Consider the following 22,021-nt stretch of genomic DNA (forward strand, 5'->3'; position numbering starts at 1 on the left):
GGCCGGGGCCTTCCCGGCCCTGGCGCGGGCCGTTCCGGCCGCCCCGCTCCCCCCGGACCTCCGCCGCCCCCCTTTTTGCTGCCCTGCCGCAAGCCGCCATGGCAGCAAGGCGTGCCTTGCAAGGCAGCCGTGGCGCGCTATACTGGCCTGCGAATGCGCAAGCTGGCTTGCAGCTTGCGCCACGCTTGCGCCAAACCCCTGCCCGCCGCTCCATGACCTTCAATCCTCACGACAGGAACCTGTCGGTCTTCCATCACCCGGTCCTGACTGTCCTTGTGGATGACAGTAAGTCCTTCATCGACAGCCTGGCGTTCCAGATGGATGCCTCGCGCGCGGTCATCACCTTCACCGACCCGCGGGAAGCGCTGCAATGGATCCGCGAAGCCTATGCCACCCGCTTCCCGGGCTTCCTGCCGGTGCGCGTCACGCACGACGACCTGACCTTCCTGACCGAGCGGCGCACCGTGCAGCTCGACATCGACCGCATCTACCGCCAGATCCACGACTTCAAGCGCTTCCTGCAGCCTGGCGTGGTGGTGGTCGACTATTCGATGCCGCAGATGGACGGGCTGGAGTTCTGCCAGGCGCTGCAGGACCTGCCCTGCAAGACCATTCTGCTGACCGGCACCGCCGACGAGAGCATTGCCGTGCAGGGCTTCAACCACGGGCTGATCGACCGCTACGTGAAGAAGCACGACAGCAATATGGTGGAGCGGCTGGACCAGGAAATCGACGCGATGCAGCAGGCGTACTTCGCCACGCTGTCGCGCACGCTGCGCGAGCTGCTGACGCGGCATTCGTTCTCGTTCCTGTCCGATCCGGCCATCACCGAGCGCGTGCGCCAGCTCATCGCGCGCTATGGCTTTGTCGAGTACTACCTGTACCCCAACCCGGCCGGCATCCTGCTGCTGACCGCGCAGGGCCATGCCACGCTGATGGTGATCGAGACCCGCGCCGGGCTGATGACGCAGGTTGAGTCGGCCGAAGCCTACGACGCCCCCGCGGCGCTGATCGAAGGCCTGCGCGAAGGCCGGCTGGTGCCGTTCTTCTGGCCCGGCAACGGCATGTACACGCCGGCCTGCGTGGACTGGGAGCAATACTGCCTGCCGGCCGAGCGCTGCGAAGGCAATGAAGAGTTCTGCTACGCGCTGTTCGACCTGCCGCGCCACCTGCTGCAGGAGCCGGTGGTCAGCCTGCAGGCCTTCCTGGCGGACTTCAGCCGCATTCCGGACGCGCTGACGGGGCGCAAGCGCCCCTGAGCGCCCGCCCGGGCGCGGTCAGTCCGCCTGCGGCGCCCGGTTGGCGCCGCGCACCATGTCAAAGCGGAACAGCCGGCACTCGATATTGCCGTTATAGAGCGGCGTGCGGCGCGACTCCTTCAGCCGCAGCCGGCGCGGGAAGCCCAGGTCGCCGGTAAATACCCACGCCTGCCAGCCCGAGAAATGCTGCTTCAGGGTGGTGGCAAAGGCGCTGGCAAACTGGTTGGCCGCGGCCTCTTCCACCTCGTCGCGCGGCATCTCCTCCTCGGGCGCGCGGCGCTGCCCGCGCACCGCGATTCGCTCACCGTATGGGGGATTCATCAACAGCAAACCCGGTTCCTCATAAGGCGGCTGCACGAAGCGCGCGTCCACCTGCTTGGTGCGGGCCTCGCCCGGCAGGCCGGCGCGTTCCCAGTTGGCGCGCGTGATCGCCAGCATGTCGGTGGAGATGTCCGAGCCGACCACCTGCAGCGCATCGGCCGAAGCCAGCATGCGGGTGCGCTGCGCGTCCGACTTCAGCTTCTGCCAGGCCTTGGTATCCATGCCCTTGAGCCATTCGAAGGCAAAGCTGCGGCTGCCGCCCGGGGCCATGCCCAGCGCCACCTGCGCGGCCTCGATCAGGAAGGTGCCGCTGCCGCACATCGGGTCGTAGAAGGGCCGGAAGGTCTGGCCCGGCACCCAGCCCGCCAGGCGCAGGATGCCGGCGGCCAGGTTTTCCTTCAGCGGCGCCTCGCCCTTCTCGGTGCGCCAGCCGCGCTTGAACAGCGGCTCGCCGGTGGTGTCCAGGTACAGCGTGCAGTCGCGCTCGGTCAGGTGAGCATAGATACGCACATCCGGGCTGACGGTATCGACGCTGGGGCGCGCGCCCAGGCGCTCGCGCATGGCATCGCAGACGCCGTCCTTGACGCGCAGCGCGGTGAAATTCAGGCTGCGCAGCGGCGATTTGTGCGAGGTGATGTCCACGCGCAGCGATTCATCGGGCGAAAACCATTGCTCCCAGCGCACGCCGCGCGCCAGCGTATAGATGTCGTCCTCATGCCGATAGCCGCGCGCGGCCACGCGCATCAGCACCCGGCTGGCAATGCGCGAATGCAGGTTGACCGCATAGGCGGCGGCCATCTCGCCCGAGAAATTGACGCCGCCCGGCACCTCCTGGTGCACCGCGAACGGCGCCAGCGCGGCCATGCCCGGCAGCGCGGCGATCTCGCGCAGTTCTTCGGCGAGCGCGCTCTCCAGGCCGCGCGGGCAAGGGGCAAAGAAGGCTTGGATCATGAGATGGGATTCCTGCAAACAAAAACGTCCGCCGTGGCGGACGGGGATATGTCAGATAGCTTAGATCAACCTGCCGCCAATGCGCGGTCGAGGAAGTCGAGCCGGTCCTGGCCCCAGAAGGGCTGGCCGTCATGCACGTACCACGGCGCGCCGAACACGCCCGCCGAGATCGCATCCTGGGTGTTCTGCGCGTAGGCCGCCTGCACCGACTGCGCCTCGCTGGCCTTGAGCAGGCCGCCGCCGTCGAGGCCGGTCTCGTCGGCGATCTGCGCCAGCGTGGCGGCATCGGCGATATTGCGCTGCTGCGCCCACACCGCCGCGCCGATCGCGCCGGTCAGCTGCATGGCGCGCGCGGTGCCGTGCGCCAGCTGCGCGGCGATGATCAGCTTGCTGGCCGCGTCGCCCGACACCGGGAAGAACGTCGGCTGCGGATTCAGCGGCATGCCCAGGAATTCGCTCCAGCGCGCCAGTTCCACCAGGCGATAGGCCTGGCGCTGCGGCGGGCGCTGCGACAGCGGCAGTCCGCCCGAGACGGAGAACACCTTGCCCAGGTCGCATGGCTTCAGGTTCACCTGCGCGCCGTGGCGCTCGGCGATGGCGGCAAAGCGCGCATGCCCCAGGTAGACGAACGGCGACTGCGGCGTCAGGTAATAGTCAACCAGCTTGCTCATTTCGGTTCCGCAACAGGATAGGCAACAACAGACCGGGCGCCAGGCTCAGAACGGCTTGACGACCACCAGGATCACCACTGCCAGCAGCACCAGCACCGGCAGCTCGTTAAACCAGCGATAAAACTTGTGCGAGCGCGTATTGCGGCCCGCCTCGAACTTGCGCAGCAGCACGCCGCAGCCATGGTGGTAGCCGATCAGCACCAGCACCAGCGCCAGCTTGGCATGCATCCAGCCCTGCCCCGCGCCCCGGCCGATGCCGTAGCCCAGGTACAGCCACAGCCCGAACACCACCGCCGGCACCGCCAGCATGGTCATGAAGCGGAACAGCTTGCGCGCCATCAGCAACAGGCGCTGCGTGCTGGCGGCATCGGTCTCCATCGCCAGGTTGACGAAGATGCGCGGCAGGTAGAACAGGCCGGCGAACCACGAGACCACGAAGACGATATGCAGCGCTTTGACCCAGAGCATCGGTGCTTGATGACTTTCTTGTATCCAACAACTTCCAATTACTACCGTCATTCCCGCGCGGGCGGGAATCCAGCGTCTTTGACGTCGCTGGGTCCCCGCCTGCGCAGGGACGACGAACAAGTGGACTTAGGCCGGGCTTACGTCCGGATCTCGCCGTGCCCGAACACCACGTACTTGAGCGAGGTCAGCCCTTCCAGCCCGACCGGCCCGCGTGCGTGCAGCTTGTCGTTGGAGATGCCGATCTCGGCGCCCAGGCCGTACTCGAAGCCATCGGCGAAGCGGGTCGAGGCATTGATCATCACGCTGGCCGAATCGACCTCGCGGATAAAGCGCATGCCCGCCGAGTAGTTCTCGGTGATGATCGAATCGGTATGGTGCGAGCCGTATTCGTTGATATGGGCAACGGCCTCGTCCAGGCCGGCGACGGTCTTGATGGCCAGGATCGGGGCCAGGTATTCCAGGCGCCAGTCTTCCTCGGCGGCATCGACCAGGCCGGTGAAGCCAGCCGCTTCCAGCGTGGCGCGGGTGGCCGGGCACACGCGCAGCTCGACGCCCTTCTCCTGGTAGATGCGGCACAGCGGCGGCAACGCGGCGGCGGCGACGTCCCGCGACACCAGCAGCGTCTCCATGGTGTTGCACGGCGCATAGCGCTGGGTCTTGGCGTTGTCGCAGACGCGCACGGCCTTGTCCAGGTCGGCATCGGCGTCGATATAGACGTGGCAGATGCCGTCCAGGTGCTTGATCATCGGCACGCGGGCGTCTTCCATCAGCCGCGCGATCAGGCTCTTGCCGCCGCGCGGCACGATCACATCGACGTACTCGGTCATGGTGATCAGCCGGCCCACCGCGGCGCGGTCGGTGGTCTCGATCACCTGCACCGCCTCGGACGGCAGGCCGGCGGCGGACAGGCCCTCGGCCACCAGCGCCGCCAGCGCGGTATTGGATTCGATCGCCTCGGAACCGCCGCGCAGGATGGTGGCGTTGCCCGACTTCAGGCACAGCGCCGCGGCGTCGATGGTCACGTTCGGGCGCGACTCGTAGATGATGCCGATCACGCCCAGCGGCACGCGCATCTGCCCGACCTGGATGCCGGTCGGACGGAACTTCATGTTCGAGATCTCGCCGATCGGGTCGGCCAGCGCGGCGATCTGCTCCAGGCCCGCGGCCATGGTGCCGATGGCCTTGTCCGACAGCGTCAGGCGGTCGATAAAGGCGGCGTCCTGGCCGTTGGCGCGGGCGCGCTCGACATCGCGCGCATTGACTGCCTTGAGCTTGTCGGCATCGCGGCGGATGGCCGCGGCGATGGTCAGCAGCGCGCGGTTCTTGTCGGCCGTAGAGGCACGCGCCATGGCGCGCGACGCCGCGCGGGCCTGGCGGCCGACGCGGTCCATGTATTGGTTGAGATCGAGCTCGTTCATGTCAGTGGCCCTGGGTGGTGGCCGTCAGTGTGTGTTCTCTCCCTCTCCCGCTTGCGGGAGAGGGTTGGGGTGAGGGCGGGAGTATCGACGAAGTCAAGCTGTCGGTGTGCCAGCGCCTGCCCTCACCCCCTGCCCCTCTCCCGCAAGCGGGAGAAGGGAGTAAACCTTCAGCGTGCGATCATCAGCGCCAGCTGCTGCAGCCCGTCCCATGGTTCCGCCGGCAGCGGGCTGCCTCCCGTCGGCGGCAGGTCCGACAGGCCCTTGACCTGCCGGTCCAGCCGCGCGGCCAGCGCCAGCGCCGCTTCCAGCCTTGGCAGCGCCAGGCGCTGCGCGGCCTGTGGCACCAGCCGCTCGCGCGGGCCCCAGACGCGCAGTTCGCGCATCAGCACGCCCGCCGGCTTGCCGGCCGCCAGCCCTTGCCGGACCTTGGATAATACGCGAATTTCCTCGGTCAGCGCCCACAGCACCAGCACCGTGGCCTCGCCCTCGCCGCGCAGCCCTTCGAGCATGCGCACCAGCCGCGGCACGTCGCCCGAGAGCATCGATTCCGACAGCTTGAACACATCGTAGCGGGCCACGTTCAGCACCGCATCGTGCACCTGGTCGAAGCTCAGTTCGCCGGGCGGGTACAGCAGCCCCAGCTTCTGGATTTCCTGGTGCGCCGCCAGCAGGTTGCCTTCGACCTTGTCGGCGATGAACTGGAGCGCACGCCGGCCCGGCTCGCCGCCCTCCACGCGCTGCTGCTGCAGCGACAGCCGCTCGCCGACCCAGGCCGGCAGCCGGGTGCGGTCCACGGTGTCGACCTTGATCGACACGCCGGCGCCTTCCAGCGCCTGGAACCAGGCCGACTTGGACGCGGCAAAATCCAGCCGCGGCAGCGTCACCAGCAACACCACGTCGGGCGACGGCTGGGCGGCCACGGCGCGCAGCGCCTCGCCGCCGTCCTTGCCGGGCTTGCCCGACGGGATGCGCAGCTCAACGATCTTGCGGTCGCCGAAGAGCGACATGGACTGCTGCGCCTCGACCAGCTGGCCCCAGTGGAAACCGCGCTCGGCAACCAGCACCTCGCGTTCGGAGAAACCGGCTTCGCGCGCCGCCGCGCGCAGGCGGTCGACGGCTTCCAGCACCAGCAGGTGCTCGTCGCCATGCACCACGTACAGCGGCGCCAGGCCCTTGGCCTTTGCCTGCCGCAGGTGCGCGTCGAGCCCGTCGAGCTTGAGCTGCATGCCGTGATCAGATGGCCTTGACGGCGGCCAGCCGGCGCATCAGCTGCTGCACGACATCGCGCTGCATGTCGCGGTACAGCTGCTCCTCTTCGTAGGTCTTGGCCAGCGTATTGGCTTCGTTGTAGGTCAGGTCGCGCGTCAGGATCAGCTGCGACGGCGGAATCAGTTCCTTGCCGGCGGGGTCGCGCAGGCGGAAGGTGAAACGCTGCGTCAGGCGGTATTCACGCACCACGCCTTCGGTCGTGATCGACAGGATGGTCTTGGTGCGGGTGTCCTGCAGCACGTCCAGCAGGGCGTCGGCCTCTTTCTGGTCGGCCACCACCTGGGTGTCGGAGCCGCCGCGGATGGCGCGGCGCAGGTCCGCGCCCATCAGCGTATTGGCCGGAATCCCGATATAGAGCCGCTTGAAGACGAAATCCGAGTTGCCGCGCATGTGGAAGCCGCAGCCGGCCAGCAGGCCCGTTGCCGGCACCGCCAGCATAGCCGCGATCACCTTGCGGCGCCCCATGTTCAGTCGCTTCATTCTTGGCAATTCCTTGTCAGGTTCCGGGGCCAGCTTACAACACCACGTTGACCAGGCGGCCAGGCACCACCACGATCTTCTTCGGCGCCTTGCCCTCGGCAAACTTGGCCACGGTCTCGCTGGCGGCCGCGGTTGCCTCGACGGCGGCGCGGTCGGCGTCGGCGGGCACGGTGATGCTGCCGCGCACCTTGCCGTTGATCTGCAGCACCAGTTCGATCTCGCTGCGCACCAGCGCGGCTTCATCGACCTGCGGCCACGGCGCGTCGAGCAGGTCGCCGGCTTCGGCGGCGTAGCCCAGCTGCTCCCACAGGCCGTGGGTGATGTGCGGCACCACCGGATACAGCACGCGCAGCAGGATGCCGAAGCACTCGCGGCGCGCGGCCGGCGAGGCGGTCTTGGCATCGTCCAGCGCGTTCAGCATCTTCATCGTGGCGGACACCACGGTGTTGTACTGGATGCGCTGGTAGTCGTAGTTGGCCTGCTTGAGCACGCCGTGGATCTCGCGGCGCAGCCCGGCGTCGTCGGCAGCCGGATTGCCGGCGGCGCCGTCGCGGATGGCCGCGGCGTTGGCAAAGCCATGGTTCCACACGCGGCGCAGGAAGCGCGAGGCACCCTCCACGCCCGAGCCGCTCCATTCAAGCTGCTGCTCCGGCGGCGCGGCGAACATGACGAACAGGCGCGCGGTGTCGGCGCCGTACTGGTCGATCAGCGCCTGCGGATCGATGCCGTTGTTCTTGGACTTCGACATCTTCTCGACGCCGCCGATCACCACCGGCTGGCCGTCGGCGATCAGCGTGGCGCCCACCGGGCGGCCGCGCTCGTCGGTGCGCAGGTCGACCTCGGCCGGGTTGTACCAGTGCTTCTTGCCCGAGGCGTCTTCGCGGTAGTAGGTCTCGTTGAGCACCATGCCCTGCGTCAGCAGGTTGGTGAAGGGCTCGTCGAACTTGACCAGGCCCAGGTCGCGCATGACCTTGGTCCAGAAGCGCGCGTACAGCAGGTGCAGGATCGCGTGCTCGATGCCGCCGATGTACTGGTCCATCGGCATCCAGTAATCGTTGCGCGCATCGACCATGGCGGCCGCGTCCGGGCAGGTATAGCGCATGTAGTACCAGCACGAATCGATGAAGGTATCCATCGTGTCGGTCTCGCGGCGCGCCGGCTTGCCGCACGACGGGCAGGTGCACTGCAGGAAGCGCGCATCCTTGGCCAGCGGGTTGCCGGTGCCGTCCGGCACCAGGTCTTCGGGCAGCACCACCGGCAGGTCCTGCTCAGGCACCGGCACCACGCCGCAGCTGTCGCAGTGGATCAGCGGGATCGGCGTGCCCCAGTAGCGCTGGCGCGAGATGCCCCAGTCGCGCAGGCGCCAGGTCACCTTCTTCTCGCCGATGCCCTTGGCGCCGAGGTCGGCGGCAATGGCTTCGACCGCGGCCTGGTAGCCAAGGCCGTCGTACTTGCCGCTGTGAATGCAGGTGCCGTTTTCCTTGTCGCCGTACCATTCCTGCCAGGCTTCGGTCGAGTAGGCCTGGCCTTTCACGTCGATGACTTGCCTGATCGGCAGCTTGTACTTGAGCGCGAAGGCGAAGTCGCGCTCATCGTGCGCGGGCACGCCCATCACGGCGCCGTCGCCGTAGCTCATCAGCACGTAGTTGCCGACCCACACGTCGACCTTCTCGCCGGTCAGCGGGTGCACCACCTGCAGGCCGGTCGGCATGCCCTTCTTCTCCATGGTCGCCATGTCGGCTTCCATGACCGAGCCGTGCTTGCATTCGTCGATGAAGGCAGCCAGTTCGGGGTTGTTCAGCGCGGCGTGCGTGGCCAGCGGGTGCTCGGCGGCGACCGCGCAGAAGGTCACGCCCATGATGGTGTCGGCGCGCGTGGTGAACACGTACAGCTTGCCGTCGTTGATCGGCTTGCCGTCCTCGCCCGGGATGTCGTGCGGGAACGCAAAACGCACGCCCACGCTCTTGCCGATCCAGTTCTGCTGCATCACCTTGACGCGCTCGGGCCAGCCCAGCTGGTCCAGGTCGCCCAGCAGTTCCTCCGCATACTCGGTGATGCGCAGGTAGTACATGGGGATCTCGCGCTTTTCCACCACCGCGCCCGAGCGCCAGCCGCGGCCGTCGATGACCTGCTCGTTGGCCAGCACGGTCTGGTCCACCGGGTCCCAGTTGACGGTGCCGGTCTTGCGGTAAGCGATGCCCTTTTCCAGCATCTTCAGGAACAGCCACTGGTTCCAGCGGTAGTAGTCCGGGCTGCAGGTGGCGACCTCGCGCGACCAGTCGATGGCCAGGCCCATCGACTGCATCTGCTTCTTCATGTAAGCGATGTTGTCGTAGGTCCAGGCCGCCGGCGCCACGCCGTTGTTCAGCGCCGCGTTCTCGGCCGGCATGCCGAAGGCGTCCCAGCCCATCGGCATCAGCACGTTGTTGCCGTTCATGCGCAGGTAGCGCGCCATGACGTCGTTGATGGTGTAGTTGCGCACATGGCCCATGTGCAGCTTGCCCGACGGATACGGCAGCATCGAGCAGGCGTAGAACTTGGGCTTTTCCTTGCCGTCGGCCCCGGCCGCATGCTCCGACACGCGATAGGCGTCGATGGCTTGCCAGTGCTGCTGGGCGGCTTGTTCAACGGCGGAAGGAAGGTATTTGTCTTGCATGGTCGGGACAGCAGTCAGGACAACGTCTGCGCGGCAACTGGCCTGCCGGCATCCGGGGGAATCGTTGGAAGGTAAGCGGCGGGCGCTGGTCGCGGCGCCCGCCCGGCGTGCAATGCGAAAGCGTTCGATTATAACCGTGGCACCGGGCCGGCTTGCGGCCCCGCGCCTGGCGCCAGGGCCTTACTTCAGGCCCAGCACGTCCTGCATGTCGAACATGCCATTGGGCTTGTCGGCCAGGAAACGCGCGGCGCGCACGGCGCCGTCTGCATACGACTGGCGGCTCGACGACTTGTGGCTGATCTCGATGCGCTCGCCGATGCCGGCGAACATCACGGTGTGATCGCCGACGATGTCGCCGCCGCGCACGGTGGCAAAGCCGATCGCGTTGGGATCGCGCTCGCCGGTGTGGCCTTCGCGGGCATAGACCGCGCAGGCCTTCAGGTCACGGCCAAGCGCATCGGCGATCACTTCACCCATCTTCAGCGCGGTGCCGGAAGGGGCATCGACCTTGAAGCGGTGGTGCGCCTCGATCACTTCGATGTCATAGCCGGTTGACAGCAGCTTCGCGGCCACTTCCAGCAGCTTGAAGGTGGCGTTGACGCCGACGCTGAAGTTCGCAGCGCAGACGATGCCGATCGACGTTGCGGCCTCGGCCAGCGCGGCCTTGCCGGCGTCGTCAAAGCCGGTGGTGCCGATCACCATCTTCACGCCCAGCTTCGTCGCCGCGGCCACGTGGGCCAGCGTGCCTTCGGGGCGGGTGAAGTCGATCAGGCAATCCGCGCCCGCCAGGACCGCTTCCACATCGGCGCTGATCGCCACGCCGGTCTGGCGGCCCAGCAGCAGGCCCGCATCCTGGCCCAGCGCCGGCGAACCCGGCACGTCGAGCGCGCCCGCCAGGATAACGCCCTCGGTGTTCAGCACGTGTTCGATCAGCATGCGGCCCATGCGGCCCGATGCGCCTGCGATGGCGATATTCATGGTGTCTGGCTCAGCGGAATGTGCGCAATGCGCGGAAAATGAACGAGCCGGCCATGCCTGACCGGCCCGGAAAACTGGTGGCGCGCCGCAGCCGGCACGCCGTGCGGCGCATCAGTTGGCGGCCGGCTTGGGTGCCTCGGCGGGCGCGGGGGCCTGGGCCGGCGCGGCGGCCGGGGCCGCAGCCTCGACGGCGGTGGACTGCGCCGCACCCGTGGCAGGTGCCGGTTCCTGCGACTGCCGCGGCACAAAGTTCTCCACCGTGGTCTGCGGCTCGGCCGGGGCGGCCGCGGCGCTGGCGGAAATCTTGCCCGGCGTCTGGTCCTTCAGCGCCTTCTTCATGCCGTCGATTTCGGCAATCAGCTCGTACTCGGACGGCAGCTCGTCGCCGCCAAACTTGACCAGCTTGTCGCCATCGAAGAACACTGTGTAGCGGCGCTGCTGCACCACCGGGGTATTGCCGCGGCGGAACGAGAACACGTAGTCCCAGCGGTTGGCGTGGAACACATCGGTCAGCAGCGGCGTGCCGAGCAGGAACTTGACCTGGTCGCGGGTCATGCCTTCGCGCAACTGCGCGGCGGCTTCGTGCGAGACAAAGTTGCCCTGCACGATATTGATCCGGTACGGCGTGATGGCGTTGGCTACCTTGCGCGAGGTGGAATCGTAGGCCGAGCACGCCCCGGCCAGCAGGGCCGCGGCCAGCAGGGAGACAACCAGCGTCGGGCGCATGGCGGACGAACGGATAGAACGCATGTATCTCGCTTCCGGGAGGGAAAGAAAAGTACTGCGGCAAAGGACCGCTGCGCGGGCATAAAAACGGCGCAAAATGCGCCGATTGCACCACACGCGCGGATTTCGCCTGCCGCGGCAACCACTTGGGACGGCAATCTTGCCGAGACGCGAAGCCCACATGGGGCATCGCTGCCGCGAGCGACTTTTGCTGCCAAAACCCTTATGATTCAACTATCCAGACATTGTACTCTAGGGAGTCACCCACATGCCGAGTCCGGCGGACCTCAAGAATATCGGCCTGAAGGCGACCGTGCCCCGGCTGAAGATTCTTGAAATTTTTCAGACCAGCGAACAGCGGCACCTGAGCGCGGAAGACGTCTACCGTATCCTGCTGAACGAGCATATGGATATCGGCCTGGCCACCGTCTACCGCGTGCTCACCCAGTTCGAGCAGGCAGGGCTGCTGTCTCGCAACAACTTCGAATCCGGCAAGGCGATCTTCGAGCTGAACGAGGGCAAGCACCATGACCACCTGGTGTGCCTCGACTGCGGCCGGGTCGAGGAGTTTTTTGATTCCGAGATCGAACAGCGCCAGCAAAGCATTGCGCGCGAGCGCGGCTTTACCCTGCAGGAACACGCGCTGTCGCTTTACGGCAACTGCACCAAGACAAACTGTCCCCACAGACCCAAACGATGAGCCCGCACGCTCCGCTAGCGGAGCGCAGACGAGCAACAAAAAACCGGCGCCAGGCGCTAATGCTGTTCAGTTAAGGTATCAAACGCCACTGTCGTTCCCGCGCAGGCGGGAATCCAGCGTCTTTCACGTCCCTTTGGGGATGAAGTCACTGGGTTCGCGCCTGCGCGGGAACGACGGTGGTTAACTGAACGGCATTAGGCGCCAGGCGCCGGTTTTTTGTTGGCTCCTTGCTGCTCGGGCGCCGCTCAGGGCGCCTGCAGATCCTGCAGGTCCTGCTCGGTCACCACCCGCGCCGGGCGTCCCGGCGGCAGGCCGACGAACTCGCCCACCACCTGGCGGAACAGGCTGCGCGCCCACACCAGCATCGGATGGGTGTTGCGGCTGCGGTGCCAGAACATGTTCAGGCCGAGCGTGGTGTTCAGCTCCGCCGGCAGCGGGAAGGCCTTCAGGCCATAGGTCTCGCAGGCCATGTCCTTGGTCAGCGCATTGACCGTGAAGATCATGTCGGTCTGCGCCGCCAGTTCGGCCTGGGCCCGCCAGGAATGCACCGTCAGCGTCGCATTGCGCTTAAGGCCGCGCTGCTGCAGCGCGTAGTCGAGCGGGATCAGCGACGGCGCCGGACGGCCCGCGCCGCCGGAATGCGCCATGAAGATATGGCCGCAATCCAGGTATTGCTCGAGCGTGCAGTGGTTCTTCAGCACCGGATGGTTCTTGCGCGCGCACACCCAGAGATGCAGCGACGTCACCATTTCCTCGACGATTTCCGGGTGGCGGGTCGGGAATGGCGAAAATGCCAGGTCGAGTTCATTGGCGCGCATCGAGGCGACATCGGTTTCCCACGAATGAGACTCGACCAGCTTGATATGCAGGTCGGGTGCCAGTTGCTTGATGCGCAGCACAAAACGATTGAATACCGTGTCGCCCAGTTCCGCGGCAAAGCCAATGCTGAGCGTGCCGGTGGCGATGGCCGGATCGAAATTATCGGCGTCGCCCTCGTTGATGGACGACCACAGATCCAGCATGTCGCGGATCTTGGGGCCCAGTTCCAGCGCGCGCGGCGTCGGCGTCAGGCCGTGCGGGACGCGGATAAAGAGCGGATCGTCAAAGATTTCGCGCAGCCTGCCCAGCGAATGCGAGACCGCCGGCGCGGTCATATGCATCTTTTCCGCTACATAGGTGGCGTTTCGCTTGCTCAGCAGTTCGGTGAAGATCACCAAGAGCTTCGTGTCTACGTTCACCATGATCAGGCCTCGGTCAGATTATTCTTAGCTAGATGGCCCCACCACTTGCACTGGCTGCACATCAGAATTCAACAGCGTCTTATTAGTGTAAGAGGAAAAAACAAGCTCGGAAAGCAAATTCGGCATTTCCGAAACGGTTGTCCAGGACATAAATCTGAAAAGTTGGGCGATTTTCGCGCTATTGATGGCATATATGTATGTCTTCCGCGCTGCAGCATGCACCTTGGCATCGGGTTCAGCGGGCACGCCGCTTCCATTTTTATCACTCTTTTCTGACGAGAAGAATCCGCTCCGGCGGCCAATTCCTGGACGGCGCCGAGGTCGACACGCGCCCGCCAGCGCCGGAACAATGAAAAACGCGCCCGAAGGCGTAATGCCGTTCAGTTAAGGTCTCAAGCCCTACCGTCATTCCCGCGCAGGCGGGAATCCAGCGTCTTTCACGTCCCCTTCGGGGATGAAGTCACTGGGTTCCCGCCTGCGCGGGAACGACAGTCGCTAACTGAACAGCATTACGCCCGAAGGCGCGTTTTTCTTTACTACGGCAGCTGCCGGATCACTTGGCCGCGACGCGGACCATTTCCAGCACCTTGTTCGAGTAGCCCCATTCATTGTCGTACCAGCTCACGACCTTGATGAAGGTGCCGTCCAGCGCGATGCCAGCCTCGGCGTCGAAGATCGAGGTGCGGGCATCGCCGCGGAAGTCGGTGGCGACAACCTTGTCTTCGGTGTAGCCCAGCACGCCCTTGAGCGCGCCCTGGCTCTGGGCCTTCATTTCGGCGCAGATTTCTTCATACGTCGCCGACTTGTCCAGCTCGACGGTCAGATCAACCACGGACACGTCCGAGGTCGGCACGCGGAACGACATGCCGGTCAGCTTCTTGTTCAGCTGCGGAATCACCACGCCCACGGCCTTGGCGGCGCCGGTCGACGACGGGATGATGTTTTCCAGGATGCCGCGGCCGCCGCGCCAGTCCTTGTTGGACGGGCCGTCAACGGTCTTCTGAGTGGCGGTGGCGGCGTGCACGGTGGTCATCAGGCCACGCTTGATGCCCCACTTGTCGTTCAGCACCTTGGCCACCGGTGCCAGGCAGTTGGTGGTGCAGCTGGCGTTGGAGATGATCGCCTCGCCCTTGTACGACTCGTGGTTCACGCCGTACACAAACATCGGGGTGTCGTCCTTGGACGGGGCCGACATGATCACCTTCTTCGCGCCCGCGTCGAGGTGTTTCTGCGCGCCTTCCTTGGTCAGGAAGATGCCGGTCGACTCGACCACCACGTCGGCGCCGATCTCGCCCCACTTCAGCTCGGCCGGATCCTTGACCGCGGTCAGGCGGATCTTCTTGCCGTTGACGACCAGGGTGTTGCCGTCGACCGAGACTTCGCCGTCAAAGCGGCCATGCACCGAGTCGTACTTCAGCATGTACGCCAGGTAGTCGGGCTCCAGCAGGTCGTTGATGCCAACGACTTCGATGTCCTTGAAGTTGGCGACGGCGGCGCGGAACACCATGCGTCCGATGCGGCCGAAGCCGTTGATGCCGATCTTGATGGTCATGACTGTATCTCCTGAGGATCGATTGAAACCGGTGGGCGCCGCGTCTGCCGCGCGGCGCACCGCGCGGCTCCAGCGCCCGGATGCTTAGATAAGGGTGTCTTTCACCGTGCGGACCACGTTCTCGACGGTAAAGCCGAAGTGCTTGAACAGCACGCCGGCCGGGGCCGATTCACCAAAGGTGTCGATGCCCACCACCGCCTGGACCTGGTACTTCCACCAGAAGTCCGTCACGCCCGCCTCGACCGCCACGCGCGGCACGCCGGCCGGCAGCACGCTGGCCTTGTAGGCGGTGTCCTGCTTGTCGAACACGGTGGTGGCCGGCACCGAGACCACGCGCACATGCACGCCTTCGGCAGCCAGTGCGTCAGCGGCGCCGACGGCCAGGCCCACTTCGGAGCCGGTGGCCAGGATCACGGCATCCGGGCGCCTGGTCCTGGGGTTGACGCTGTCGCGCAGCACATAGCCGCCACGCGCGATATTGGCGCGGGTGGCGTCGTCGCGGCGCTGGAACGGCAGGTTCTGGCGGCTGAAGATCAGGCAGCTCGGGCCGTTCTCGCGGCGGATCGACTCGGCCCAGGCCACGGCGGTCTCGGTGGTGTCGGCGGTGCGCCAGACATCCATGTTCGGGATCAGGCGCAGGCTGGCGACGTGCTCGATCGACTGGTGGGTCGGGCCGTCTTCGCCCAGGCCGATGGAGTCGTGGGTGAACACGAACAGCGTGCGGATCTTCATCAGCGCCGCCATGCGCAGCGCGTTGCGGCTGTAGTCCGAGAACGTCAGGAAGGTGGCGCCGTAGGGGATGTAGCCACCATGCAGCGTGATGCCGTTCATGACGGCGCTCATGCCGAACTCGCGCACGCCGTAGTTGATATGGTTGCCCCAGGCATCCACGCGCACGGCCTGGCTGCCCGACCAGTTGGTCAGGTTCGAGCCGGTCAGGTCGGCCGAGCCGCCGAGGAACTCGGGCAGCACCGGGCCGAAGGCCTCGATGGTGTTCTGGCTGGCCTTGCGGGTGGCGATGGTCTCGGCCTTCTCTTCGCACTTGGCGATAAAGGCATCGACGGCGGCGTCGAACGAACCCGGCAGCTCGCCCTTCATGCGGCGGCTGAATTCACCGGCTTCATACGGGTGGCGCTCTGCGTACGATTCGAACAGCGCGTTCCAGGCGCGCTCCAGGGCGTGGCCGTTGGCCTTGGCGTCCCAGGCATCGTAGACCTCGGCCGGCACTTCGAACGGGGCATGGACCCAGCCCAGCGCCTCGCGCGTGGCCAGCACTTCGGCGCCGCCCAGCGGGGCGCCGTGCACGTCGTGACCGCCTTCCTTGTTGGGCGCGCCCTTGCCGATCTTGGTGCGGCAGCAGATCAGGGTCGGCCTGTCGCTGGCCTTGGCCTGCGCGATGGCGTTGTCGACCGCGACCACGTCGTGGCCGTCGATGGCGCGGATCACGTTCCAGCCATAGGCTTCGAAACGCTTCGGGGTATCGTCGTTGAACCAGTGCACCACGTCGCCGTCGATCGAGATGCCGTTGTCATCCCACAGCGCAATCAGCTTGTTCAGCTTGAGCGTGCCGGCCAGCGAGCAGGCCTCGTGCGAGATGCCTTCCATCAGGCAGCCGTCGCCCAGGAAGACATAGGTGTGGTGATTGACGATGTCAAAGCCGGGGCGGTTGAATTCCTCGCCCAGCAGGCGTTCGGCCAGTGCCATGCCGACGGCATTGGTGATGCCCTGGCCGAGCGGGCCGGTGGTGGTTTCCACGCCCGGGGTGATGCCGTATTCCGGGTGGCCGGCGGTCTTGCTGTGCAGCTGGCGGAAGTTCTTCAGCTCTTCGACCGGCAGCGCATAGCCGGTCAGGTGCAAGAGCGAATAGATCAGCATCGAGCCGTGGCCGTTGGACAGCACGAAGCGGTCGCGGTCGGCCCATTGCGGGTTGCCCGGGTTGTGCTTCAGGTGCCGGCCCCACAGCGCCACGGCGATGTCTGCCATGCCCATCGGCGCACCGGGGTGGCCGGAATTGGCCTGCTGGACGGCGTCCATGGCAAGCACGCGGATGGCGTCGGCCATCAGCTTGGCGGGCTGGGAAGCAAAAGGACTAGTGGCGGGATGGGCAAGGGCGGACATGCGGGCGGATTCGGCGTGAGCCTTGGCGGCAGGAAAACCGCAATTTTAGCAGAAGCTATGGGGTTTTCCGGACTCCCGGACCGCCCCCGCGGCAGAGTCCGGGCGATCACTGCGGGTCGCCTGGCGCGTCCACGCCCCCGGCATCGGAACTATCCGGGCCTCGACATGCCTGATGCTTCACCCCGGCGACACCCCCGCCGCCGGCGCGCCGCACTTCGACAGCGTAGCGCGGCACGCGTAAGATGCACTCTCGCACCGCGCGGCCCGCCAGCCGCGCCGGGTTTCCCGCAATCAGGAGACGATCATGACCAGACCGGCCAACACCCCTTGGCTCACCCCCTACCTGACCGTCGCCAACGGGCGTGCCGCGCTGGACTTCTACAGCCGCGCGTTCGGCTTTGCCGCCGGCAACGTGGTCGACGAAAACGGCGTGCCGACCCATGCCGAGATGCACTACCAGGGCCAGCTGGTGGTAATGTTCGCGCCCGAAGGCGCCTGGGGCAGCACCGCGCGCACGCCGCGCTCGCTGGGCGTGGAATGCCCGCAGACCTTCTATGTCTATTGCGACGATGTCGACGCCATGCACCAGCGCGCGGTCGACGCCGGCGCGGTCAGCCTGATGGCGCCGGCCGACCAGTTCTGGGGCGACCGCTACTGCATGGTCGAGGACCCTGACGGCTACCGCTGGGGTTTCGGCAAGCCGCTGGAGCAGGCAAGCTGATGGCACCACGTTTCTTCGTTGGCGGCGCAGACACCGTGCTGGCCGCCGAGTCCGATTTCCCGTTGCCCGAACCGGTGGTGCGCCACGCGCAGGTGCTGCGCCTGGCGCCGGGCGACGCCATCACCCTGTTCGACGGCCGCGGCGGCAGCCATGCCGCGACGCTGGTCGAGCTGGGCAAGCGCCACGCGCTGGCGCGCATCGGCGCGCATGATGCGGCCGAGGCTGAGCCGCCCTTCCGCGTCACGCTGGCGCAGGGCCTGGCCGGCGGCGACAAGATGGACTGGCTGATCGAGAAGGCGGTGGAGCTGGGCGTCGCCGCGATCCAGCCGCTGCAGGCAAGCCGCTCGGTGGTGCGCCTGTCAGGCGAGCGTGCACAGAAGCGCCAGGCGCACTGGCAGGCGCTGGTGCAGGCGGCCTGCGAGCAATGTGGCCGAAACCGTTTGCCGGCGATCGCTCCGGTCGCTAACTTTGAGACGTGGCTGGCGCAGTCCGCGCAGACCGGCACTGGCGGCACCAGGCTGCTGGTATCGCCGCGCGCCGACCAGTCTTTGCCAGGGTTCGTCGCCGAGCGGCGCGAGGCCTTGCTGGCCGATGGCGTGACGCTGCTGATCGGCCCGGAAGGCGGCCTGGCGCCCGAGGAAGAACAGGCCGCGCGGCATGCGGGATTCACCGGCGTGTCGCTTGGCCCGCGCATCCTGCGTACCGAAACCGCCGGGCTGGCATGCCTGGCAACCCTTAACGCCTTGCTGGGCGGATTCTGACAGCGGCGCCATCCCGGCCCCGCCTCATCTTGCAACCTCGACTGAAAGGAGTCGACCATGGGACTACTCGATAGCGTGCTGGGCGGCGTGCTCGGACAACTCGGCGGCGCGCGCGGCGAGACCGGCGGTGCCGGCGGGCTCGACCCCAAGCTGATGATGGCGCTCGGCCTGCTGGCGACGCTGGCCATGCGCGGTCGCGGGCAGGCAGGCGCCGCGGGCGAAGCAGCGCAGGCCGATGATGGCCTGGGCGGGCTGGGCAGCCTCGGCGGGCTGCTGGGCGGCATGCTCGGCGGCGGCGGTGCCGGCGCGGCGCCCGGCGCTGCCACCGGCGGCCTCGACCTGGGCTCGCTGCTCGGCGGCCTGCTGGGCGGCCAGGGCGGCGCACCGGCCAACAGCCAGGCAATGGGCGCGGCCGCGGGCGGCATCGGCGCGCTGCAGCAGATCCTGGCGCAGGCCGGCCTGGGCGAACAGGTGAATTCGTGGATCGGCAGCGGCGCCAACCAGCCGGTCACGCCGTCGGCGCTGAGCAATGCACTGGGCGACACCGGCGCGCTCGAATCGCTGGCACAGTCGACGGGCATGTCGCAGGACGATGTGGCCGCGCACCTGAGCGAAGGCCTGCCGGAGTTGATCGACCGGCTTACGCCGCATGGGCACCTGCCGGCGCAGGAATAAGCCGCAGACATCCGAATGGGCGCTCTGGTTGCTCCCTCTCCCGCAAGCGGGAGGGGAGCAAACCGCCAGCATTGAAGAGGCCAGTTATAGTCAAAAAAGCCCGCCGAGGGACTTATACCTTAACCATGCATAGTTAAGCGGAAGGTCTGCTGGCCGCCTTGCCAGCAAAGGGACTTAGGTACACTGGCAATGTATGTATCGATACATCGCAATACATACAAACTCAGCAGGCCGGTGGAAACACCGGCCTCTTCATTTCAGCGCGCTCTATTCACCGAAACGGGTAAGGGAAGGACCGCAGCCGACCCATCTCTGCCGTTCGACTTGACCTGTCAGAACGGCTTTAATGGTCGACTGCGGTCATGCTACGAGTGGCCTGCCTTTCTTGCCAAAATGCACGAGTAGATTTCGTCAGGAGTGAGATTTGCTCCCCCGACCAACAGCAGGTAATTGCGACTGAGAAAGAAGCGCTCGGCCAAAGTCAACCTGATCGCTGGATTACCGAAAGCGCCTTTGTGGCCAATCGGCGCGCTCGCTGGAGCGAGATCGACTAGAACGGCATTTCGCACTGTGGTCCAAGGTATCAGAGATAACTGTCGCGAGATGCCAAAAGGTCGCACCAGAATCCCCTCGTCACGAATGATGCAGGCAGGAAGCTCACTCGTCAGATTGAGAACTAGTGTGCAGGACATGAGGCCAAGGATTGTGCCGAACATCCATGCCGACACTCGGAAGACGGGAGGCAGGGGAATGACGAAAGCCACGAGGATCAACATCGCCGCTACCGCAGCGCCACCTATGATCACTTTGATCACACTCCATTTGGACCTGTGCACCACGATTTCCGTCGTCATCTGCACCCCTCGCTCGTAATTGGTCCAATTGTCAGCAACTTTGCCCAGGTTGTCGAATGTCTCCTTCTGGCCGAACTGAGACCGACGATCTGACATCGTCTGTCCGACCAAGTCCAACTTTCTAAATCTTACGCCTCGGGCGATGCCTCCCACTCCTCTCCATCATCAAGGATCGGATGGGTATCACTCACCACAACCAGCGGCTTGCCACGATGGGCCAGCGCAAATCGCGATATTGCGCCGGCTTGGCCTTCGGACATAGCTTGGCAGCCCGGACCTAATGCCCCTACCCACACATAGCGCCCGGATTCAAAGCAGGCAAGGTAATAAGCCACATTCATGTTGTCCTCTCGTTTTTTCATTTTTGCTTCGCCTACGCAAGCACTTTTCGAATCGCCCGCGCGAACCCCACCTCAAACACTGTCCGGCCACGCTCGTTGACGATTTCACCGTGGCTGCCTTCGCGGAGGCCCTGGTTTTCGAGATATTCGGCCGACACCGCATTCTGTAAGGCTTCGCGCTCAGACGGCGTGAGTTGCGCGGACGGGGCGAGCACAGTCACCGGCTGCGTTCCAGGCGCGGCTGCGATGGTTGCGCCCAGTGGACGCCGATCCACGGTCACCTGGGTGTTGGCCTTCAGGACGTTGAGTTGCGCCTTGAGTTTGTCACGCTCGGCGATGATGGCCTGCATGATGGAGCGAATGGCCGGGTCCTCAATGCGCATCAGGTATTGGTGGCTCGCTAGCGTCTTCTTCGGCTTGGGCGCAGGCGGCCCGGCGTAGGCCGCCCAGGCTTCGATGAGTGTTCGATAGTCAGCGGACTGGGCGTTGTAGAGCACGCGGCCCTTCATGATGCCTTCGGCTTCGACCAGGCGGCCGATGGCGGGCAGCGAGAAGTCGCGCCAGCCATTCTCATGCTGCCGGCGGCAAAGCTCTTGCATCTTTGCCAAGCCTGCGCGCCGGTTTGAGCGTGCTCCCTTGGCGAGGAGCGACTCCAGGACCGCGTCGGGATGGATGTCCGTTTTCCCATTCATGCTTCATCTCCCGCGAGGACCGGGCGCTCGGTAAGAGGCTGCCGGGCGTGATTCGGCGTGGGCAGCAGTGAGGAAAGGTCTATGTCGAAGTGCTGGCTGAGGCTCAATCCAGCATCCATAAGGCGAATCACCTGGCGGTGGCCGAGCGCGGGATTCGCCGAGTTCATCTGCTGGGACAGGCGACGCATGAAGGCGTTTCCTGCGAGCAGTTGCTCCTGTTCGCTCAACAGCATGAACACAGGCGGTAGGTCGTCGCGATAGAGCACAGCGTCGAGCAACTGGCTGCGTCGGAACACCGCCTTACCCGGTCCGAGGTCGGGGTAGACCTCGACGTTTTCGCACACGCCGGCGAGCTGGAGCAATTCTGACTCCGTTTCTTCAAAGGCAATATGCACGTCGCCCAGCGTGCCAGCAGCCACCAACTGCGTGCCATCGCCTTGCGAGGCTTCGAGCGCCACCTTGCAGCGTTCGATGAGGCGCCAGCAGGCTACTAGGTCCTCGGCCAGGTCGCTGAAACGCTTCATGGCACTCTCCCACACCCGCTCAGCCTGCCGGTAGGCGTCCAAGCGTGCGAAAGGCTGCCCCGCGTCTTCCGCATCCGCCTTTTGCTTCTTAAGGTCCTGCAGCGCGTTTTCCCGAATGAGACAAGCGTTGCGCGCCTCATCGAAGTGATAGGCGAGCGTGTTGAAGTGGGCGGCCAGAGCGGACAGGTGGTGCGGCTCGGTCACGAACCAGCGGCAGCGCACGCAGTTGCGACTCCCGCCTGGAACAGGCGCATACCTGGGGGTGGCGGGTGAGCTTATGTTCGGCCCTCCGTTGTAGCAACCACCCACAGCACCATTACCCTCGACCTCGCTGGTGTTGCCGCCAACGAGACACAAGCCATGGTGCATCGGCATCCAGCCCGCCGGGTTGCGCGCGGCCGGATGCTGCGGAATGGCGGCGGCGAGGCTGGGCACGCTGTTGCAACGCCCGTAGCGTCTGTGTAGACGCGGGCCTTGACAGTCACAAACACTGGAGAGCCCTTGTCACCGTGGTCCCAAAAGCTCCAAAGGAGCTGAGGCTGTGCTGAAAGTCCACGGCGAGGACCACATCGAATGTTCTGTGCTGCAAGCTGTTGCTACCGTACATCGAAAAGCCGCGCATTATACATACGATGCTTGAAGACG

21 protein-coding genes are annotated in these 22,021 nt (G+C 65.7%); 5 read left to right on the forward strand and 16 right to left on the reverse strand.

Annotated features, from left to right (window positions below; all coding sequences use genetic code 11):
- Window positions 1-212 precede the first annotated feature (212 nt).
- Entirely contained in the window at window positions 213-1,259 is a 1,047-nt protein-coding gene (locus tag ACREYQ_RS14130; RefSeq protein ID WP_432258201.1) for a response regulator, read from the forward strand.
- 18 nt (window positions 1,260-1,277) lie between these two features.
- Here the strand turns inward: ACREYQ_RS14130 and ACREYQ_RS14135 are convergent, their stop codons facing one another.
- The 9 genes from ACREYQ_RS14135 to ACREYQ_RS14175 all read right to left on the reverse strand — a co-directional run bounded on the left by ACREYQ_RS14135 (window position 1,278) and on the right by ACREYQ_RS14175 (window position 11,221).
- Complete coding sequence (locus tag ACREYQ_RS14135) at window positions 1,278-2,531, reverse strand: THUMP domain-containing class I SAM-dependent RNA methyltransferase (protein WP_432258202.1); 1,254 nt, start codon at window positions 2,529-2,531, stop codon at window positions 1,278-1,280.
- 65 nt (window positions 2,532-2,596) lie between these two features.
- Window positions 2,597-3,202 (reverse strand): 2-hydroxychromene-2-carboxylate isomerase, encoded by a 606-nt coding sequence (locus ACREYQ_RS14140; protein WP_432258203.1) that lies wholly within the window; start codon window positions 3,200-3,202, stop codon window positions 2,597-2,599.
- A 45-nt stretch (window positions 3,203-3,247) separates the two neighbouring features.
- Entirely contained in the window at window positions 3,248-3,670 is a 423-nt protein-coding gene (locus ACREYQ_RS14145; RefSeq protein WP_013957963.1) for a CopD family protein, read from the reverse strand.
- A 137-nt stretch (window positions 3,671-3,807) separates the two neighbouring features.
- Window positions 3,808-5,088 carry a glutamate-5-semialdehyde dehydrogenase gene (locus ACREYQ_RS14150; RefSeq protein WP_432258204.1) on the reverse strand — a complete coding sequence of 427 codons (1,281 nt, stop codon included), beginning with the start codon at window positions 5,086-5,088 and terminating at the stop codon, window positions 3,808-3,810.
- Window positions 5,089-5,255: 167 nt separating this feature from the next.
- Entirely contained in the window at window positions 5,256-6,314 is a 1,059-nt protein-coding gene (gene holA, locus ACREYQ_RS14155) for a DNA polymerase III subunit delta (protein WP_432258205.1), read from the reverse strand.
- Window positions 6,315-6,321: 7 nt separating this feature from the next.
- Window positions 6,322-6,837 carry an LPS assembly lipoprotein LptE gene (lptE, locus tag ACREYQ_RS14160; RefSeq protein ID WP_432258206.1) on the reverse strand — a complete coding sequence of 172 codons (516 nt, stop codon included), beginning with the start codon at window positions 6,835-6,837 and terminating at the stop codon, window positions 6,322-6,324.
- A 34-nt stretch (window positions 6,838-6,871) separates the two neighbouring features.
- Window positions 6,872-9,493, reverse strand: a complete 2,622-nt coding sequence (gene leuS, locus ACREYQ_RS14165; protein ID WP_432258207.1) for a leucine--tRNA ligase — start codon at window positions 9,491-9,493, stop codon at window positions 6,872-6,874.
- Window positions 9,494-9,673: 180 nt separating this feature from the next.
- On the reverse strand, window positions 9,674-10,471 hold the full coding sequence (dapB, locus tag ACREYQ_RS14170) for a 4-hydroxy-tetrahydrodipicolinate reductase (RefSeq protein ID WP_432258208.1): 798 nt from the start codon (window positions 10,469-10,471) through the stop codon (window positions 9,674-9,676).
- Window positions 10,472-10,582: 111 nt separating this feature from the next.
- Window positions 10,583-11,221, reverse strand: coding sequence for an outer membrane protein assembly factor BamE (locus tag ACREYQ_RS14175; protein ID WP_432258209.1), 639 nt, complete (start codon window positions 11,219-11,221; stop codon window positions 10,583-10,585).
- Window positions 11,222-11,465: 244 nt separating this feature from the next.
- Here ACREYQ_RS14175 and fur point away from each other — a divergent pair, with 244 nt between their 5' ends.
- The gene (fur, locus tag ACREYQ_RS14180; protein WP_012353845.1) at window positions 11,466-11,897 is read left to right on the forward strand and encodes a ferric iron uptake transcriptional regulator; all 432 of its coding nucleotides are present in this window, start codon (window positions 11,466-11,468) and stop codon (window positions 11,895-11,897) included.
- A gap of 245 nt (window positions 11,898-12,142) precedes the next feature.
- Here fur and ACREYQ_RS14185 read toward each other — a convergent pair whose 3' ends face one another.
- From ACREYQ_RS14185 to tkt, 3 genes are all read right to left on the reverse strand, one after another.
- Complete coding sequence (locus tag ACREYQ_RS14185) at window positions 12,143-13,138, reverse strand: LysR family transcriptional regulator (RefSeq protein WP_432258210.1); 996 nt, start codon at window positions 13,136-13,138, stop codon at window positions 12,143-12,145.
- 553 nt (window positions 13,139-13,691) lie between these two features.
- On the reverse strand, window positions 13,692-14,690 hold the full coding sequence (gene gap / locus ACREYQ_RS14190) for a type I glyceraldehyde-3-phosphate dehydrogenase (protein WP_432258211.1): 999 nt from the start codon (window positions 14,688-14,690) through the stop codon (window positions 13,692-13,694).
- 84 nt (window positions 14,691-14,774) lie between these two features.
- Window positions 14,775-16,808, reverse strand: a complete 2,034-nt coding sequence (gene tkt, locus ACREYQ_RS14195) for a transketolase (protein WP_432258212.1) — start codon at window positions 16,806-16,808, stop codon at window positions 14,775-14,777.
- A gap of 304 nt (window positions 16,809-17,112) precedes the next feature.
- Between tkt and ACREYQ_RS14200 the strand changes: the two genes are divergently transcribed.
- Genes ACREYQ_RS14200 through ACREYQ_RS14210 form a run of 3 tightly spaced genes read left to right on the forward strand, consistent with a single transcriptional unit; the run spans window position 17,113 to window position 18,965 of the window.
- Window positions 17,113-17,529: a VOC family protein gene (locus ACREYQ_RS14200; protein ID WP_432258213.1), complete on the forward strand. Its 417-nt coding sequence runs from the start codon at window positions 17,113-17,115 to the stop codon at window positions 17,527-17,529.
- Window positions 17,529-18,290 carry a 16S rRNA (uracil(1498)-N(3))-methyltransferase gene (locus ACREYQ_RS14205; protein ID WP_432258214.1) on the forward strand — a complete coding sequence of 254 codons (762 nt, stop codon included), beginning with the start codon at window positions 17,529-17,531 and terminating at the stop codon, window positions 18,288-18,290. Before ACREYQ_RS14200 ends, ACREYQ_RS14205 begins: the two co-directional genes overlap by 1 nt.
- Before the next feature lie 57 nt (window positions 18,291-18,347).
- A complete protein-coding gene (locus ACREYQ_RS14210; RefSeq protein ID WP_432258215.1) occupies window positions 18,348-18,965 on the forward strand; it encodes a YidB family protein in 618 nt (205 codons plus the stop codon).
- A gap of 365 nt (window positions 18,966-19,330) precedes the next feature.
- Here ACREYQ_RS14210 and ACREYQ_RS14215 read toward each other — a convergent pair whose 3' ends face one another.
- The 4 genes from ACREYQ_RS14215 to ACREYQ_RS14230 are packed head-to-tail and all read right to left on the reverse strand — an operon-like array spanning window position 19,331 to window position 21,811.
- Complete coding sequence (locus ACREYQ_RS14215; protein ID WP_432258216.1) at window positions 19,331-19,915, reverse strand: hypothetical protein; 585 nt, start codon at window positions 19,913-19,915, stop codon at window positions 19,331-19,333.
- Between the two features lie 32 nt (window positions 19,916-19,947).
- A complete protein-coding gene (locus ACREYQ_RS14220) occupies window positions 19,948-20,181 on the reverse strand; it encodes a hypothetical protein (protein WP_432258217.1) in 234 nt (77 codons plus the stop codon).
- An 11-nt stretch (window positions 20,182-20,192) separates the two neighbouring features.
- Complete coding sequence (gmtX, locus tag ACREYQ_RS14225) at window positions 20,193-20,852, reverse strand: gamma-mobile-trio protein GmtX (protein ID WP_432258218.1); 660 nt, start codon at window positions 20,850-20,852, stop codon at window positions 20,193-20,195.
- A complete protein-coding gene (locus ACREYQ_RS14230; RefSeq protein ID WP_432258219.1) occupies window positions 20,849-21,811 on the reverse strand; it encodes a hypothetical protein in 963 nt (320 codons plus the stop codon). Before ACREYQ_RS14230 ends, gmtX begins: the two co-directional genes overlap by 4 nt.
- Window positions 21,812-22,021 lie beyond the last annotated feature (210 nt).

Source organism: Cupriavidus sp. TMH.W2 (assembly GCF_050847365.1).
Taxonomy (GTDB): domain Bacteria; phylum Pseudomonadota; class Gammaproteobacteria; order Burkholderiales; family Burkholderiaceae; genus Cupriavidus.